Origin of the sequence: Pseudomonas sp. B21-019, assembly GCF_024749225.1 — a bacterium.
Lineage (GTDB): Bacteria > Pseudomonadota > Gammaproteobacteria > Pseudomonadales > Pseudomonadaceae > Aquipseudomonas.
This window is the reverse complement of the sequence record NZ_CP087193.1, coordinates 5,709,299-5,724,343: the sequence shown is the minus strand read 5'-3', so window position 1 is coordinate 5,724,343 and position 15,045 is coordinate 5,709,299. Positions and strand designations below refer to the sequence as shown.

The following is a 15,045-nucleotide window of genomic DNA, read 5'->3' as shown; positions in this document are numbered from 1 at the left end:
GCCATATTGCACGCTCTGCCCAGCTACGTTACTGTGCCCAGACGTATGAATGAGACCTTTCCCGTGTTGATCGTCAGCAAACTCCTGGATCAAGTCATCAAGGCACACGCCCGTTGGCGTTGGCGCGCCTGAATCTTTTCTGCCGGCCTGGCCGGACCTGTACCGCTTTGCCTTCTTTACCTGTACGAAATGCCGCTTTGCTGGCGCCACTCCAGCACCCGTCAAAGCGCAGCGCACTGCGGGTAAATCATTCGAAGGCCGTATTAAAAGTCAGTGAATTCAAGAGGTTCTTAACGCCATGTTGCTGATGATCGATAACTACGACTCTTTTACTTACAACGTTGTGCAATACCTCGGCGAGCTAGGCTCCGAGGTCAAAGTCGTGCGCAACGATGAACTCACCATTGCCGAAATCGAAGCCCTCAAGCCTGAGCGCATCGTCGTGTCTCCCGGTCCTTGCACCCCGACCGAAGCCGGTATTTCCATCGAAGCGATCAAATACTTCGCCGGCAAGCTGCCGATTCTCGGCGTTTGCCTGGGTCACCAATCCATCGGCCAGGCGTTTGGCGGCGATGTGGTCCGTGCCCGTCAGGTCATGCACGGAAAGACCAGCCCGGTATTTCACGAGGACAAGGGCGTATTCGAAGGTCTGAATCGCCCGTTGACGGTCACCCGCTACCATTCGCTGATCGTCAAGCGCGAAACCCTGCCCGATTGCCTGGAGCTGACTGCCTGGACCCAGCTCGAAGACGGCTCGGTGGATGAGATCATGGGCCTGCGTCACAAGACGCTGAACATCGAGGGTGTGCAATTCCACCCCGAGTCTATCCTCACCGAACAGGGGCACGAGCTGTTCGCCAACTTCCTCAAACAAACTGGCGGCACGCGCTAAGGACTTTCCATGGATATCAAGACAGCCCTGAGCCGTATCGTCGGCCACCTCGACCTCAGTACCGATGAAATGCGTGATGTCATGCGCGAAATCATGACCGGGCAATGCACGGACGCACAGATTGGTGCGTTCATGATGGCCATGCGCATGAAGAGCGAAAGCATCGACGAGATCGTCGGCGCCGTGACGGCGATGCGCGAGTTGGCGGACAAGGTCGAACTCAACACCCTCGACGGCGTGGTCGATGTGGTCGGCACCGGCGGCGACGGGGCCAATATCTTCAACGTCTCGACTGCTTCCTCATTCGTGGTCGCGGCGGCCGGTTGCACCGTGGCCAAGCACGGTAACCGTGCGGTGTCGGGCAAAAGCGGCAGCGCCGATTTGCTGGAAGCAGCGGGTATCTACCTGAACCTGACCCCAGTTCAGGTTGCACGCTGCATCGACAACGTTGGCATCGGTTTCATGTTTGCCCAGACCCATCACAGCGCCATGAAGCACGCCGCCGGCCCGCGCCGCGAGCTGGGCTTGCGCACCTTGTTCAACATGCTCGGCCCGCTTACGAATCCGGCCGGCGTGAAACATCAGGTGGTGGGTGTATTCAGTCAGGCGTTGTGCCGGCCATTGGCCGAAGTCTTGCAGCGCTTGGGCAGTAAGCACGTGCTGGTGGTGCACTCCAAGGATGGCCTGGACGAGTTCAGCCTGGCGGCCCCGACCTTTGTCGCGGAGTTGAAGAATGACCAGATCACCGAGTATTGGGTCGAGCCCGAAGACCTCGGCATGAAGAGCCAGAGCCTGCACGGTCTGTCGGTGGAAAGCCCGGCGGCTTCCCTGGAACTGATTCGCGATGCCTTGGGCAAGCGCAAGACCGAGAATGGTCAGAAAGCCGCCGAGATGATCGTGCTCAATGCCGGCGCCGCGCTGTACGCCGCCGACCATGCCAGCAGTTTGAAAGAAGGCGTTGCCCTGGCGCACGATGCGCTGCACACAGGCCTCGCTCGGGAAAAACTTGAGGAGTTGGGTGCATTTACCGCGGTATTCAAAGTGGAGAATGAGGGATGAGTGTACCGACGGTTCTGGAAAAAATTCTGGCCCGCAAAGTCCAGGAAGTCGCCGAGCGTAGCGCTCGTGTGAGCCTGGCAGAGCTGGAAAACCTGGCCAAGGCGGCCGATGCACCCCGTGGTTTCGCCAAGGCATTGATCGATCAGGCCAAGAAGAAACAGCCGGCGGTGATTGCTGAAATCAAGAAAGCTTCGCCAAGCAAGGGCGTGATTCGCGAGAACTTCGTGCCTGCGGACATTGCCAGGAGTTACGAGAAGGGCGGGGCTACTTGCCTGTCGGTGCTCACCGACATCGACTACTTCCAGGGTGCGGATGCGTATCTGCAACAAGCCCGGGAGGCGTGCAAGCTGCCGGTGATCCGCAAAGACTTCATGATCGATCCGTACCAGATCATCGAGTCCCGCGCCCTGGGCGCTGATTGCGTGCTGTTGATCGTCTCCGCACTGGATGACGTGAAAATGGCCGAGCTGGCGGCCGTGGCCAAAAGTGTCGGCCTCGATGTGCTGGTGGAAGTCCACGATGGCGACGAGCTGGAGCGGGCCTTGAAAACCCTCGACACGCCGCTGGTGGGCGTGAACAACCGCAACCTGCACACCTTCGAGGTCAGCCTGGAAACCACCCTCGACCTGTTGCCGCGTATTCCGCGTAATCGTCTGGTGGTCACCGAGAGTGGCATTCTTAACCGCGCCGATGTCGAGTTGATGGAAATCAGCGACGTGTATGCGTTTCTGGTCGGCGAAGCGTTCATGCGCGCCGAAAGCCCGGGTACTGAACTTCAGCGCCTGTTCTTTCCTGAACGCGGTGTTCCAGTGAGCGGCTCTACGCTCGACTGAACACATTTTCGCAGGCAACCCGATCCCCTCTGGGAGCGGGCTTGCCCGCGAGTAGGTCATCAAGCCCCCCAAAGACTTCATGTCTTACGGAGTCGTCCATGTCCCAGCCAACCTCTCTGACCATCGAAGCCGGCCTGCTCGCCGAACAGGACCTGTTGGCCCATGTGTGCACCGGTGATTCGGAGTTCAGCTTGCTATTCTGGCAACCCACAGACCAGGCATTGGTCATGCCGCGCCGCTTGAATCGCTTGCCGGGTTTCGAGGCGGCGTGCGAGATATCAGCCGCTGCCGGTTGGCCGGTACTGCTGCGCGAAACTGGCGGCGAGCCGGTGCCGCAATCGGCATCGACCCTCAACATCGCGCTGGTCTACGCGCCACCGCGCAGCGAGGGTGACCAGAATCGGATCGAAACCGCCTATCGCCGGCTCTGCGACCCGATTTGCCAGCTTCTTGACGAGTTGGGCGGCGTGTCGTCCCTGGGCGAAATTGAGGGCGCGTTCTGCGACGGCCGTTTCAACGTCAACCTCGATGGTCGCAAGATGGTCGGAACCGCTCAGCGCTGGCGGCAGAGCAAGGGCGGTCAGCGTCCGGTCGGGCTGGTGCACGGGGCGATGCTGATCGATAACGAGCGAGAGTCGATGGTCGCAGCGGTCAATCGTTTCAACGAAGCCTGCGGTCTGGAACAGCGGGTTCGCGCAGAAAGCCACATTGCCCTGCATGAAAAGTTTGCCGCTCCTGATGCGCTGGAACGGCTCGATGCGTTGTATCGCCAAATGCTGGCAGAAGTGCTCGGGGCTTAAGTGTTCCAGGCGTCGGTTTTCAGAGCCTAGCGCGTACCGAAGACCACCATGGTCTTGCCTTTGACGTCGACCAGGTTGCGCTCTTCCAGATCCTTGAGCACGCGGCCGACCATCTCACGGGAGCAACCGACAATCCGGCCGATTTCCTGACGGGTCACCTTGATCTGCATGCCGTCCGGGTGGGTCATGGCGTCTGGCTGCTTGCACAGCTCCAACAGGCAGCGAGCAACGCGACCGGTCACGTCGAAGAACGCCAGGTCGCCGACCTTGCGCGTGGTATTGCGCAGGCGTTGTGCGATTTGTCCGCTGAGCACGTAAAGAATGTCTGGATCCTGTTGAGACAACTCGCGGAATTTCGCGTAGCTGATTTCCGCGACTTCGCATTCGACTTTGGCGCGAACCCAGGCGCTGCGCTCCTGTTCCAGCCCGGCTTGCTCGAACAGACCCAGTTCACCGAAGAAGTCGCCGGAGTTGAGGTAGGCAATGATCATTTCACGGCCGTCGTCATCCTCGATCAGGATGGTCACCGAACCCTTGATGATGAAGAACAACGTGTCCGAGCGGTCGCCGGCACAAATGATGTTGCTCTTGGCGGCATAGCGACGGCGCTGGCAGTGCATCAACAGTTTGTCGAGGTTCTTGATTTTGGATATGGGGGTAATAGCAACCATGGTTGTATCCCGAAAAGACTGCACGGTGTGTTTGTTTTTTGTAGGGGGCTGGTGAAGCCTGGTTTTTTGTTTGCTACAAAGCTGGCTAAGCGCCAGTGAATTGGCGTCAGCTTAACAGACACATTCCTTCAAGATTCGAGAATTTACCTACGACGCATACGGTTATGTCCTAGTAAGGCGAAGCGCTGCCAATCAAGGGCCCTGTGCTAAGCTGGCGACCCTTTTTTATACAGTGGAGTCTTGGCGATGAAGGCACGCATCCAATGGGCAGGCGAAGCCATGTTCCTCGGTGAATCCGGCAGCGGTCATGTCGTGGTCATGGACGGTCCGCCCGATGCCGGCGGTCGTAACCTGGGTGTCCGGCCGATGGAAATGCTCCTGCTGGGTGTTGGCGGTTGCAGCAATTTCGATGTGGTCAGCATCCTCAAGAAGTCGCGTCAGGCCGTCGAAAGCTGCGAAGCCTTCCTGGAAGCCGAGCGTGCGACCGAAGATCCGAAGGTGTTTACCAAGATCCACATGCACTTCGTGGTCAAGGGCCGCGGGCTGAAAGAAGCCCAGGTCAAGCGTGCCATCGAGCTGTCGGCCGAGAAGTACTGCTCGGCCTCGATCATGCTCGGCGCGGCTGGCGTGGCGATTACCCACGACTACGAGATTATCGAGCTCGGTTGAATCGACATTCAACTATCATAAAAGCGGTGCAGACTCTGGTGATCCATAGCTGACGTCTGCATAATGCGCCACTTTTTTCAGGGCAGTGATCGGTCACCCGACAGGTCGCTTGCCTGAACAGACAACCAAAATCGCCATCGCGAAGAGGTGTTAACCGTCCTACGCAGGTGCGTCGTTCGCATCTGACGGGCATGCTTGATCACGCGGCCAGCCCGCAATACATAGAGAGTTTTTAACGGTGAAAAGCAAACTCAAGCTCCACGGGTTCAATAACCTGACAAAGACCTTGAGCTTCAACATCTATGACATCTGCTACGCGGAAACCCCGCAAGACCAGCAGGCTTACGTCGAGTACATCAATAAAGAGTACAACGCCAAGCGCCTGACGCAGATCCTCACAGAAGTTGTCGATATCATTGGTGCCAATATCCTGAACATCGCCAGTCAGGACTATGAACCCCAGGGCGCCAGCGTCACGATTCTGATCTCTGAAGAGCCGGTAACCCCCACCGACAGTCAGATTGAAGAGTCTCCGGGCCCGTTGCCCGAAATCATCCTGGCCCACCTCGACAAGAGCCACATCACGGTGCACACCTACCCGGAAATCCATCCGGTGGACGGTATCGCGACGTTCCGTGTGGACATCGACGTGTCGACCTGTGGCGTCATTTCACCGCTCAAGGCGCTCAACTTTCTGATTCACCAGTTCGATTCGGATATCGTGACTGTGGATTACCGCGTGCGCGGCTTCACCCGTGACGTTGAAGGCAAGAAGCACTTCATCGACCACGAGATCAACTCGATCCAGAACTATCTCTCCGAAGACACCCGCGACGCGTACCAGATGACCGACGTGAACGTGTACCAGGAAAACCTGTTCCACACCAAAATGCTGCTGAAGAACTTCGAACTGGATAACTACCTGTTCGGCGACGCCACCAGCAACCTGTCCTCTGAGCAGCGTGCCCAGGTGACTGAGCGTGTGAAACACGAAATGCTCGAAATCTTCTACGCGCGCAACATGCCGAGCTGAGAGTTCCGAGTACAAAAAAAGGCGACTACCGCAAGGTAGTCGCCTTTTTCATTGCTGTTGTCCGCGAAGAGGCCCGATCAAACAACACAACCGTCAGATCCGATAAGTGCTCTTGGTCATCACCTTGGCCAGTAGACTCATCCCGAACTTCACCGGCGCAGGAAAACGGAACCCTCCAGCATCCAGCGCACTTTCGGCGTGATGTTCTTCATCAATGCGCATCTGCTCAAGGATCGCCCGGGATTTTTCGTCCTCGGCGGGCAGTTGTTCAAGGTGTTCGTTCAGGTGTTTGCAAACCTGATGCTCGGTGGCGGCAACGAAACCCAGGCTGACTTTGTCGCTGATCAACCCGGCCACCGCGCCAATCCCGAACGACATTCCGTAGAACAGCGGATTGAGAATGCTGGTGTGGCTGCCCAACTGGTGGATGCGCTGTTCGCACCAGACCAGATGATCGATTTCTTCTTCGGCGGCATGTTCCATGGCAGCGCGCACTTGCGGCAACTTGGCGGTCAGGGCTTGACCTTGATACAGCGCCTGGGCACAGACTTCGCCGGTATGGTTGATGCGCATCAAACCGGCGACGTGCCGGGTGTCCTCGTCGTTCATTTGCGCATCCGGCTGCACGATGGCAGGCGACGGACGATAGGGCTGACCACTGAAGGGCAGCAAAGTACGCATCGCGGCATCGGCTTGCAGCAGAAGACGGTCAATTGGCGAGTAGTGACGTTGGGTAGTCATGCTGACCTCCGGGAAGAATCTCGGCGGCCAGTTTAACCCAATCGGCCGGGGAGGGTTTGCGCTGGGTCATCTGTGGCGAAGGAGCTTGCTCCCGCTCGACCGCGAAGCGATCGTAAATTCAGCCCATCGGTTCTGTCTGGAAAAACTCGATGCGTGGATTTGGGGCTGCTTCGCAACCCAGCGGGAGCAAGCTCCCTCGCCACATAAACCGGTACCGCTTGCAATCAGCCCGGAGGCCAGTGCATCTGGCGTTGACCCAGAACGTGCATATGTATGTGATAAACGGTCTGCCCGCCCAATTCATTGCAGTTCATGACCACCCGGAAACCTTCTTCACAGCCCAGTTCCAGAGCCAGACGCTGCGCGGTGAACAGAATATGCCCGGCCAGAGCCTTATCGTCCTCGGTGAGGTCGTTAAGGGTGCGTACCGGTTTCTTCGGGACCACCAGGAAATGCACGGGGGCCTGTGGCGCGATGTCGTGGAAGGCCAGTACCTGGTCGTCCTCGTAAATGATCTTCGCCGGGATTTCCCGGTTGATGATCTTGGTGAACAGAGTATCCACAGCTGTTTTCTCCGTTGTTTGGCTGGCTTGAGTGTACGCATGGGCCCTGCCTGAGCCCAGTTTTTTACCTTGAAGGCTGGTCAGCGCGGGCAGTACGCCTTATTGACCATGCCCGCGATTGTCCGGGTCAGCCAGCGCGAGCCGAGCCGTGGCAGGAAGGCGAACCAGCGATTCAGGCGACCGGGGATGATAATGGCGCGATTTTTCTCCAGGGCGCGCACGGTATAGAGCGCGACTTCCTCTGGGCTCATCAGCAGTTTGCTCTCGCCCAGCTTATCGGTGTTCAGTTGCGCGGTGCGGAAAAACGCCGTGCGGGTCGGACCGGGGCAGAGCACTGACACCTTGACCGCGCATTTTTTCAGTTCGACGCGCAAGCCTTCGGAAAAATTCAGCACATAAGCCTTGCTGGCGTAATAAGTGCTCATCCAGGGGCCGGGATGGAACGCCGCAACCGAGGCAACGTTCAGAATCTGCCCGCCGCCCTGCAAGGCCATGCTGTTACCGATGGCATGACACAAGCGAGTGAGGGCCAGGATGTTCACTTCGATCAGATCCTGCTCGGTCATCCAGTCCTGGGCCAGGAATGGTCCACAGGTACCGATGCCGGCGCAGTTGACCAGCAGATCGATTTGCCGCTCACCTTCCTCCAGCTCCAGTAGAAAACCGGACAGGCGCAACGGTTCTCCCAGGTCACAGGCACGAAACAACACTTCCACGCCGAAACGTTGAGTCAGTTCAATCGCAATACTTTCCAGCTGATCACGCTGTCGGGCCACCAGTAACAGGCTGCGGCCGCGCCGGGCCAGCGCTTCGGCCATCGCCAGGCCGATGCCGCTGGAAGCGCCAGTGATCAGAGCGTAACGGGTCATGCAGTTCTCCATCGCAACAGCTCCGCGCCAGCGACGCAGGTGTCACGGGCGGGGAGCGCTGTTCATTCTTTTGCAGAGTCTACAGGGGGCTGGGCCGCTTCGGCTGCATCGTCGGTTGAATCTGCTGCCGAGTCGACTTCGACAGGCGCAGCTTCGACTTCATCGGTGGTCACAGAGCTACTTTGATAGGCGCTATCAGTGGCGCTTTCATACTCATCCTGAATTGCCGTGAGACCTCCGGTCAGCCCGCCAACGAACATGATCGCAATAAACACCAGCCACAATGAAGCCAGTACCCTGACTGCGTTGCTGTTGGGCGGCGGCGGTGCGCCATATCGATTGGCAGTGTTGTTACCCGGCACGATCATTATCACGAACGGGAAAGCGCCCCCCACGAACGGCACAAGGTTCAACAGCCAGAGCCAGCCAGACCAGCCGATATCGTGCAGGCGCTGCACACTGAACTGAATGCTGATGAACGCGAGTATCACGATCAGAATAACGGCCAGCAGACCCGCGACAATCAGGCCGGCAGTCGAGTTGGTGCTGATGAGGCCGAAGCCGAAAATGGCCAGCACCGAGCCAATGCCCAACGTCACCAGCGTCAGAGCCATTGTCCAGGCCAGAAAGCGCAGTCGGCCGATGCGGCCACTGAAACTGAATGCCTTGAGTGTGGCGAACTCCGGCAGCGCTTCGCCGACGGTGGCGCGCGGTGGAGCGTAGGGGGACTCAGGCTCTGCCGATGGCGATGGGCTGGTGTGAACGTCGGACAGGTTCAGCTCGATCGAGGGTACGGCTTCAATTCGGGCATCGATGCCGGTTTTCGTCAGCGCCTGAAGATAAGTTTGCGCATCGGCATGTGACAGGTCGCGTTTGAGGGCAACCGTCCGGCCACTGAACAGGCGTTCAATAGCTGCGACATCGCTTTTGAACAGCTCGGCGAGATTGAGCTTGGCGGTGGTGGCATCAACACCGGGCAGCAAAGCACCATCGAAGACGATCTTGAAACGGTTTTCGCTCATGGCCGAGGCATCCTTGTCGCGAGAGTTGTAATGGAAAGTGTAACAAGAGGGAGTGTAAGGCTGGCCGGGTTGGGCTGGCCAAACTTTCCTGTCAGCGCGGCCAGCGTTTGGGCAGTGCTGCCGCCAGTTCCAGCGCCTTGCGGTATTCGGTGCCGAGACGTTCGACCAGTTGGTCGACACTCGGCAGATCCTCGATCTCCCCGACACCCTGGCCCGCAGACCACACGGTTTTCCAGGCTTTGGCTTCATCGTTTAACGGCTTGAGCTTGGAGCCGAAGTCCACCTCGCCCTTGCTTTGCAGCGCCGCCATGTCGAAACCGGCGGCCTCCAGGCTCTGACGCATGAAGCTTGCCGGAACCCCGGACACCGCTGGAGTATGGACGATGTCCGCGGCTCTGGCAGTCAGGAGCATCTCCTTGTAGGCGTCAGGCGCATGACTTTCGGTGGTGCCGATAAATCGCGTACCGAAGTAGGCCAGATCCGCACCGAGCAATTGCGCGGCAAGAATCTCGTGGCCATGGTTCAGGCAGCCAGCCAGCAACAGGGTCTTGTCGAAAAACTGGCGAATCTCGGCGATCAGTGAGAACGGGCTCCAGGTCCCGGCGTGACCACCGGCCCCCGCGGCAACGGCAATCAAACCGTCGACACCGGCTTCGGCGGCTTTTTCTGCGTGGCGACGGGTCGTCACGTCGTGAAACACCAGGCCACCGTAGCTGTGCACGGCATCGACCACTTCCTTCACGGCGCCGAGGCTGGTGATCACGATCGGTACTTTGTGTTCGATGCAGATCGCCAGATCCGCCTGCAATCGCGGATTGCTGTGGTGGACGATCAGGTTCACCGCGTAAGGCGCGGGGTTTTCCAGTGTCGCCAGCCCTGCTTCGATTTCCTCCAGCCAGGCCTTGAAACCGCTGCTCTCACGCTGGTTCAGCGCAGGGAAACTGCCCACCACGCCATTACGGCAGCAGGCGAGCACCAGCTCAGGGTTGGAAATCAGGAACATCGGCGCCGCCACCACGGGCAGACGCAAGCGTTGTTCGAGCAAAGCGGGCAGCGACATTGGAAGTACCCCGGGTGAGTGTGCCTGTCGGATTTAAAACGGCCGGACGACGACCAGAATTACGATAGCCAGCAATATCAGAACCGGCACTTCATTGAACCAGCGATAAAAGACATGGCTGCGGGTGTTTTCGCCACGGGCAAAACGTTTTACCTGTGCGCCGCACATGTGGTGGTAGCCGATCAGGATCACCACCAGGGTCAGCTTGGCGTGCATCCACGCGCCCTGGCCGAAATAGGCGCTCGGGTTGAGGCTGATCAGCCAGATACCGAACACCAGGGTGGCGATCATCGCTGGCCCCATGATCCCCCGGTACAGCTTGCGCTCCATGATGCTGAAGCGTTCCTTGCTGACGGTGTCTTCGCTTTGCGCGTGATAGACGAACAGGCGCGGCAGGTAAAACAGGCCGGCAAACCAGCAGACCATGCTGATGATGTGAAGCGCTTTGAGCCACAGATAAAGCATTTTTGGTTATTCCCAGGTTCACGGTAGTGAAGATAGTAGGGGGTAGAGCGCCCGCACGTCACCTTGACGGTTGTCGCAGGGCCGCGCGGCCCCTATTATCGACGGCTTTCCAGTGGGTTCGTTGAGGGCAGGTTTATGGTCAAGGTCGGTATCGTCGGCGGCACGGGTTACACCGGTGTCGAACTGCTGCGTCTGTTGGCACAGCATCCGCAGGCAGAAGTGGTGGTGATCACTTCCCGATCCGAGGCCGGCCTGGCCGTGGCCGACATGTACCCGAACCTGCGAGGCCATTACGACGGCCTGGCGTTCAGCGTTCCGGACATCAAGACCCTCGGGGCTTGCGATGTAGTGTTCTTCGCCACGCCGCACGGTGTCGCCCATGCCCTGGCGGGTGAGTTGCTGGCTGCCGGAACCAAGGTTATCGACCTGTCGGCAGACTTCCGTTTGCAAGACGCCGATGAATGGGCCAAGTGGTACGGCCAGCCGCACGGTGCGCCGGAACTGCTGGATGAGGCGGTCTACGGCTTGCCGGAAGTCAATCGCGAGCAGATCAAGCAGGCACGCCTGATTGCTGTACCGGGTTGCTACCCGACCGCGACGCAATTGGGTTTCCTGCCATTGCTCGAAGCCGGTCTGGCCGATACCACACGCTTGATTGCGGACTGCAAATCCGGTGTCAGTGGTGCCGGTCGTGGCGCTTCCGTAGGTTCGCTGTACTCCGAGACGTCGGAAAGCATGAAGGCCTACGCCGTAAAAGGTCACCGTCACTTGCCGGAAATCCGTCAGGGGCTGCGCCGTGCAGCGGGCAAGGACGTTGGCCTGACCTTCGTTCCGCACCTGACGCCGATGATTCGCGGTATTCACTCGACGCTCTACGCGACTGTCGTGGACCGCTCGGTGGATCTGCAGGCGCTGTTCGAAAAGCGTTATGCCAACGAACCGTTCGTCGACGTAATGCCAGCCGGCAGCCATCCGGAAACCCGCAGCGTGCGTGGTGCCAACGTTTGCCGTATCGCCGTGCATCGTCCGCAGGATGGTGATCTGGTGGTGGTGTTGTCGGTCATCGACAATCTGGTCAAAGGCGCGTCGGGTCAGGCTGTGCAGAACCTGAATATCCTCTTCGGTCTGGATGAGCGCCTGGGCCTTTCCCATGCGGGCATGCTGCCGTAAGGCTTTATCCGCAATGCAAAAAGGCCCGTTGAACGGGCCTTTTTGCATTCTGGTCTGACAATTGGGTTGATTGATATACCGTAACAATAGTTGACCGATTTTCTGGGAGAAGCGGATAATGCGCGTCATCACGCATTATGGCGGCGTAACGCCGGGAGATAGTCAGCATGAGCGTCGAATCCTTCACCCCCACGGCTTTGCAATTCACCCACGGTGCTGCGCACAAGGTGAAGAGCCTGGTCGATGAAGAGGGGAATGATCGCTTGAAGCTGCGCGTATTCGTTACGGGCGGCGGTTGTTCAGGGTTTCAGTACGGCTTCACCTTCGATGAAGAAGTGGCCGATGACGACACCATTGTCGAGCGCGAAGGCGTCAGCCTGGTGGTCGATCCGATGAGCTTCCAGTACCTGGCAGGTGCCGAGGTGGATTACCAGGAAGGTCTGGAAGGTTCGCGTTTCGTGATCAAAAACCCGAATGCCACCACCACGTGTGGCTGCGGCTCTTCGTTCTCGATCTGATCGCAACTCACCGCATCAACAAGCGCCGCAGGGTCTCAGGACTCTGCGGCGTTTTGCTGTCTGGGGTTAAGGTTCAGGCGGGGTAGATGGCGCCGAGAATGCGCAGGCCACGCGCGCCGGTGACGCTTGGGCGGTTGGTCGCGATACCTTCCAGGCAGCAATGAGCCAGCCAGGCAAAGGCCATGGCTTCAACCCAGTCCGGGTCTACACCATAAGCGGCAGTGCTGCTGACTTTCGCGTTCGGCAACAGGTTGGCCAACCGTTTCATCAATGTGGCGTTGTGTGCGCCACCGCCGCAGACCAGCAGCTCCCGGGTATCCGATTGAGCGCTTTGCAATGACTCGACGATGGTCAGGGCGGTCAGCTCAAGCAGTGTGGCCTGTACGTTTTCGGCTGCGAAGGTTGGCAGCTGTGACAGATGCTGCATCAGCCATGGCAGATTGAACACTTCGCGGCCAGTGCTCTTCGGGCCTTGAGTGACAAAGAACGGATCACTGAGCAGCTCATTCAACAGAGCCGGTTCAACCTTGCCGCTGGCGGCCCACTGGCCATCGCGATCGAAGTTGTCGCCGCGTTGCCGGTGAATCCAGGCATCCAGCAGGACGTTCCCCGGGCCGCAGTCAAAACCCGCGACAGGCTTGCCGGGTTCGATCAGGCTGAGGTTACTGAACCCACCGACGTTCAGCACCGCGCGGTTACCGGGCTGCTGTTCAAACAAGGCTTCGTGAAAGGCTGGAACCAATGGGGCGCCTTGTCCGCCAGCGGCTACGTCGCGGCTTCGGAAATCGCTGACCACGGTGATGCCGGTCAGCTCGGTGAGCAGCGCAGGGTTGCCGATCTGCACCGTGAACCCGCGTGCCGGTTCGTGGCGAATGGTCTGGCCGTGGCTGCCAATCGCGCGAATGTCGTCGGGCTTGAGGTTTTGTTGGTCGAGGAGGGTGTGAATGCCCTGTGCGGCCAGTTTCACCCAGTTTTGCTGGGCAATGGCGGAGCGGGCAATCTCGTCCGGACCGCTGGCGCACAAGCCAAGCAGCTCGGCGCGCAGGGATTCGGGCATGGGGATGTAATGCGTGGCGATCAGCTTGATCGCCGGGGCTTGCTCGATCAGCGCAATGTCCAGGCCATCAAGGCTGGTCCCGGACATCACACCTATATAGAGCGCCATGGCTTAGCGTTTGCTCGAAGCCAGCAGGGTGGCTTTCTCTTGGTCCATACGCGCCATCAGCGGTTGGCTTTGCGCAAGGAAGCGTGAGCGTTCAGCTTTGGAGATCGGATCGGCCATCGCTACCTTCTGACCCAGTGGATCGACGTGCACACCATTGACCTGGAACTCGTAGTGCAGGTGCGGGCCGGTGGAGAGGCCGGTGGTGCCGATGTAGCCGATCACCTGACCTTGCTTGACGCTGCCGCCAGTCTTGATGCCTTTGGCGAAGCCCTGCATGTGGCCGTACAGCGTACGGTAAGTACTGCCGTGTTGGATAATCACGGTATTGCCGTAACCGCCACGGCGACCGGCCAACAATACCTGGCCGTCGCCGGCAGCCTTGATCGGTGTGCCGCGCGGTGCTGCGTAATCGACACCCTTGTGGGCGCGGATCTTGTTCAGGATCGGGTGCTTGCGGCCCATGGAGAATTTCGAGCTGATGCGGGCGAAGTCTACCGGAGTCCGGATGAACGCCTTGCGCATACTGTTGCCGTCAGCCGTGTAGTAGCTGCTGTTGCCTTGTTTGTTGGTGTAGCGCACAGCGGTGTAAGTCTTGCCACGGTTGGTGAAGCGTGCGGAAAGAATCGGACCGTTACCGACCGCTTTACCGTTGACGACTTTCTGTTCATAGATCACATCGAACTCGTCACCCTGGCGAATATCCTGGGCGAAGTCGACGTCATAGCCAAACACGCTGGCCATATCCATGGTCAGGCTATGGGACAAACCGGCACGGGCTGCGGATTGCGACAGCGAACTGTTGATCACGCCATGTACGTAGGCGGTGCGAACAGTGGGCTTGGCGGTAATGCGGTTGAATGTATAACCCTTATCGTTCTTGGTCAGGCTGATGCTTTCCGTGTCGCTGACTTTGCTGTGCAAATTGGTCAGTTGGCCGTTCGGGCCGAGTTCGAACTCGAGCTTCTGGCCATGTTTGAGCTGGCTGAACTGCTTGGCCTGCTTGTCGCTGGCCAGCACTTCATGCACCGAAGTGGCCGGAAGGCCGACTTTCTCAAACAATGTCGAGAGAGTGTCGCCTTTGGCAACGATCACTTCCCTGTGGCCTGGCGCCTTCTTTTCTTCGACGACTGGCGCGGGGGCGGCCTGGGCGGCTTCCTGAGTATTTTCGGCGCTGTTTTCGATCTGCGCGAAAGGGGAGGCTGCCGGCTCATTTGTGGCTTGGACGACGTCGGCGGCGTCTTGATCTTGTGTCAGTTGTTCTACAGGGCTTTCCAGTTCAAGACTCAGGGTCGTCTTTTTGGCTTCAACATCACTGGAAGGAAATACCAGAAGCGCCAGGCTCAGAAGGGCGGCGATACCGCTTGCTGCGAGCAGGTGGGTCTTCGGGTAAAGCGGTGGCGCTTTAGACGATTCTTTGGTCATAAGTAATTTTGACTTTGAAAAAATGAATTGGAAAAGATGAATGACATGATGAAGACGAAATAACTGTATAAAATATAACCAAATCATCTCTGA

17 protein-coding genes are annotated in these 15,045 nt (G+C 58.5%); 8 read left to right on the top strand and 9 right to left on the bottom strand.

Going from position 1 to position 15,045, the window contains the following annotated elements:
- Nucleotides 1-298: 298 nt before the first annotated feature.
- The 4 genes from LOY36_RS25800 (at nucleotide 299) to LOY36_RS25785 (ending at nucleotide 3,584) form a co-directional block, all read left to right on the top strand.
- Nucleotides 299-892 carry an aminodeoxychorismate/anthranilate synthase component II gene (locus LOY36_RS25800; RefSeq protein WP_018928869.1) on the top strand — a complete coding sequence of 198 codons (594 nt, stop codon included), beginning with the start codon at nucleotides 299-301 and terminating at the stop codon, nucleotides 890-892.
- Between the two features lie 9 nt (nucleotides 893-901).
- Nucleotides 902-1,951, top strand: a complete 1,050-nt coding sequence (trpD, locus tag LOY36_RS25795; protein ID WP_018928870.1) for an anthranilate phosphoribosyltransferase — start codon at nucleotides 902-904, stop codon at nucleotides 1,949-1,951.
- Entirely contained in the window at nucleotides 1,948-2,784 is an 837-nt protein-coding gene (gene trpC, locus LOY36_RS25790; protein ID WP_258671301.1) for an indole-3-glycerol phosphate synthase TrpC, read from the top strand. The genes trpD and trpC overlap by 4 nt, the downstream gene beginning before the upstream one ends.
- 98 nt (nucleotides 2,785-2,882) lie before the next feature.
- Nucleotides 2,883-3,584, top strand: coding sequence for a lipoyl protein ligase domain-containing protein (locus tag LOY36_RS25785; RefSeq protein ID WP_258671300.1), 702 nt, complete (start codon nucleotides 2,883-2,885; stop codon nucleotides 3,582-3,584).
- A gap of 26 nt (nucleotides 3,585-3,610) precedes the next feature.
- On the opposite strand, the gene crp is transcribed toward LOY36_RS25785, so the two are convergent.
- Nucleotides 3,611-4,255 carry a cAMP-activated global transcriptional regulator CRP gene (gene crp, locus LOY36_RS25780; RefSeq protein ID WP_018928873.1) on the bottom strand — a complete coding sequence of 215 codons (645 nt, stop codon included), beginning with the start codon at nucleotides 4,253-4,255 and terminating at the stop codon, nucleotides 3,611-3,613.
- Nucleotides 4,256-4,501: 246 nt separating this feature from the next.
- Between crp and LOY36_RS25775 the strand changes: the two genes are divergently transcribed.
- Together LOY36_RS25775 and speD are read left to right on the top strand one after the other, a co-directional pair.
- Nucleotides 4,502-4,924 (top strand): OsmC family protein, encoded by a 423-nt coding sequence (locus tag LOY36_RS25775; RefSeq protein WP_007941657.1) that lies wholly within the window; start codon nucleotides 4,502-4,504, stop codon nucleotides 4,922-4,924.
- A gap of 238 nt (nucleotides 4,925-5,162) precedes the next feature.
- On the top strand, nucleotides 5,163-5,957 hold the full coding sequence (gene speD / locus LOY36_RS25770; protein ID WP_018928874.1) for an adenosylmethionine decarboxylase: 795 nt from the start codon (nucleotides 5,163-5,165) through the stop codon (nucleotides 5,955-5,957).
- Between the two features lie 93 nt (nucleotides 5,958-6,050).
- Here the strand turns inward: speD and coq7 are convergent, their stop codons facing one another.
- From coq7 to hemJ, 6 genes are all read right to left on the bottom strand, one after another.
- Nucleotides 6,051-6,698 (bottom strand): 2-polyprenyl-3-methyl-6-methoxy-1,4-benzoquinone monooxygenase, encoded by a 648-nt coding sequence (gene coq7 / locus LOY36_RS25765; protein ID WP_018928875.1) that lies wholly within the window; start codon nucleotides 6,696-6,698, stop codon nucleotides 6,051-6,053.
- A gap of 224 nt (nucleotides 6,699-6,922) precedes the next feature.
- A complete protein-coding gene (locus LOY36_RS25760; RefSeq protein WP_007906873.1) occupies nucleotides 6,923-7,261 on the bottom strand; it encodes a histidine triad nucleotide-binding protein in 339 nt (112 codons plus the stop codon).
- 80 nt (nucleotides 7,262-7,341) lie between these two features.
- Nucleotides 7,342-8,130, bottom strand: coding sequence for an SDR family oxidoreductase (locus LOY36_RS25755; protein WP_018928876.1), 789 nt, complete (start codon nucleotides 8,128-8,130; stop codon nucleotides 7,342-7,344).
- Nucleotides 8,131-8,192: 62 nt separating this feature from the next.
- Nucleotides 8,193-9,152, bottom strand: coding sequence for a DUF805 domain-containing protein (locus LOY36_RS25750; RefSeq protein ID WP_258671299.1), 960 nt, complete (start codon nucleotides 9,150-9,152; stop codon nucleotides 8,193-8,195).
- A gap of 91 nt (nucleotides 9,153-9,243) precedes the next feature.
- The gene (locus LOY36_RS25745; protein ID WP_019650353.1) at nucleotides 9,244-10,212 is read right to left on the bottom strand and encodes a nitronate monooxygenase family protein; all 969 of its coding nucleotides are present in this window, start codon (nucleotides 10,210-10,212) and stop codon (nucleotides 9,244-9,246) included.
- Nucleotides 10,213-10,245: 33 nt separating this feature from the next.
- Nucleotides 10,246-10,677, bottom strand: a complete 432-nt coding sequence (hemJ, locus tag LOY36_RS25740) for a protoporphyrinogen oxidase HemJ (protein WP_018928879.1) — start codon at nucleotides 10,675-10,677, stop codon at nucleotides 10,246-10,248.
- A 135-nt stretch (nucleotides 10,678-10,812) separates the two neighbouring features.
- Here hemJ and argC point away from each other — a divergent pair, with 135 nt between their 5' ends.
- Entirely contained in the window at nucleotides 10,813-11,847 is a 1,035-nt protein-coding gene (argC, locus tag LOY36_RS25735) for an N-acetyl-gamma-glutamyl-phosphate reductase (protein ID WP_019580754.1), read from the top strand.
- 167 nt (nucleotides 11,848-12,014) lie between these two features.
- Nucleotides 12,015-12,365 (top strand): iron-sulfur cluster insertion protein ErpA, encoded by a 351-nt coding sequence (gene erpA, locus LOY36_RS25730; protein WP_007906865.1) that lies wholly within the window; start codon nucleotides 12,015-12,017, stop codon nucleotides 12,363-12,365.
- A gap of 73 nt (nucleotides 12,366-12,438) precedes the next feature.
- On the opposite strand, the gene LOY36_RS25725 is transcribed toward erpA, so the two are convergent.
- A complete protein-coding gene (locus tag LOY36_RS25725; protein ID WP_026345948.1) occupies nucleotides 12,439-13,530 on the bottom strand; it encodes an anhydro-N-acetylmuramic acid kinase in 1,092 nt (363 codons plus the stop codon).
- Nucleotides 13,531-13,533: 3 nt separating this feature from the next.
- Nucleotides 13,534-14,952, bottom strand: coding sequence for a peptidoglycan DD-metalloendopeptidase family protein (locus LOY36_RS25720; protein ID WP_019650356.1), 1,419 nt, complete (start codon nucleotides 14,950-14,952; stop codon nucleotides 13,534-13,536).
- Between the last annotated feature and the right edge of the window lie 93 nt (nucleotides 14,953-15,045).

What these genes read in the sequence shown, in the direction of transcription:
- LOY36_RS25800 (WP_018928869.1), top strand. Translation starts at nt 299, where the DNA reads ATGTTGCTGATGATCGATAACTACGACTCTTTTACTTACAACGTTGTG.
- trpD (WP_018928870.1), top strand. Translation starts at nt 902, where the DNA reads ATGGATATCAAGACAGCCCTGAGCCGTATCGTCGGCCACCTCGACCTC.
- trpC (WP_258671301.1), top strand. Translation starts at nt 1,948, where the DNA reads ATGAGTGTACCGACGGTTCTGGAAAAAATTCTGGCCCGCAAAGTCCAG.
- LOY36_RS25785 (WP_258671300.1), top strand. Translation starts at nt 2,883, where the DNA reads ATGTCCCAGCCAACCTCTCTGACCATCGAAGCCGGCCTGCTCGCCGAA.
- crp (WP_018928873.1), bottom strand. Translation starts at nt 4,255, where the DNA reads ATGGTTGCTATTACCCCCATATCCAAAATCAAGAACCTCGACAAACTG.
- LOY36_RS25775 (WP_007941657.1), top strand. Translation starts at nt 4,502, where the DNA reads ATGAAGGCACGCATCCAATGGGCAGGCGAAGCCATGTTCCTCGGTGAA.
- coq7 (WP_018928875.1), bottom strand. Translation starts at nt 6,698, where the DNA reads ATGACTACCCAACGTCACTACTCGCCAATTGACCGTCTTCTGCTGCAA.
- LOY36_RS25755 (WP_018928876.1), bottom strand. Translation starts at nt 8,130, where the DNA reads ATGACCCGTTACGCTCTGATCACTGGCGCTTCCAGCGGCATCGGCCTG.
- LOY36_RS25750 (WP_258671299.1), bottom strand. Translation starts at nt 9,152, where the DNA reads ATGAGCGAAAACCGTTTCAAGATCGTCTTCGATGGTGCTTTGCTGCCC.
- LOY36_RS25745 (WP_019650353.1), bottom strand. Translation starts at nt 10,212, where the DNA reads ATGTCGCTGCCCGCTTTGCTCGAACAACGCTTGCGTCTGCCCGTGGTG.
- hemJ (WP_018928879.1), bottom strand. Translation starts at nt 10,677, where the DNA reads ATGCTTTATCTGTGGCTCAAAGCGCTTCACATCATCAGCATGGTCTGC.
- argC (WP_019580754.1), top strand. Translation starts at nt 10,813, where the DNA reads ATGGTCAAGGTCGGTATCGTCGGCGGCACGGGTTACACCGGTGTCGAA.
- erpA (WP_007906865.1), top strand. Translation starts at nt 12,015, where the DNA reads ATGAGCGTCGAATCCTTCACCCCCACGGCTTTGCAATTCACCCACGGT.
- LOY36_RS25725 (WP_026345948.1), bottom strand. Translation starts at nt 13,530, where the DNA reads ATGGCGCTCTATATAGGTGTGATGTCCGGGACCAGCCTTGATGGCCTG.
- LOY36_RS25720 (WP_019650356.1), bottom strand. Translation starts at nt 14,952, where the DNA reads ATGACCAAAGAATCGTCTAAAGCGCCACCGCTTTACCCGAAGACCCAC.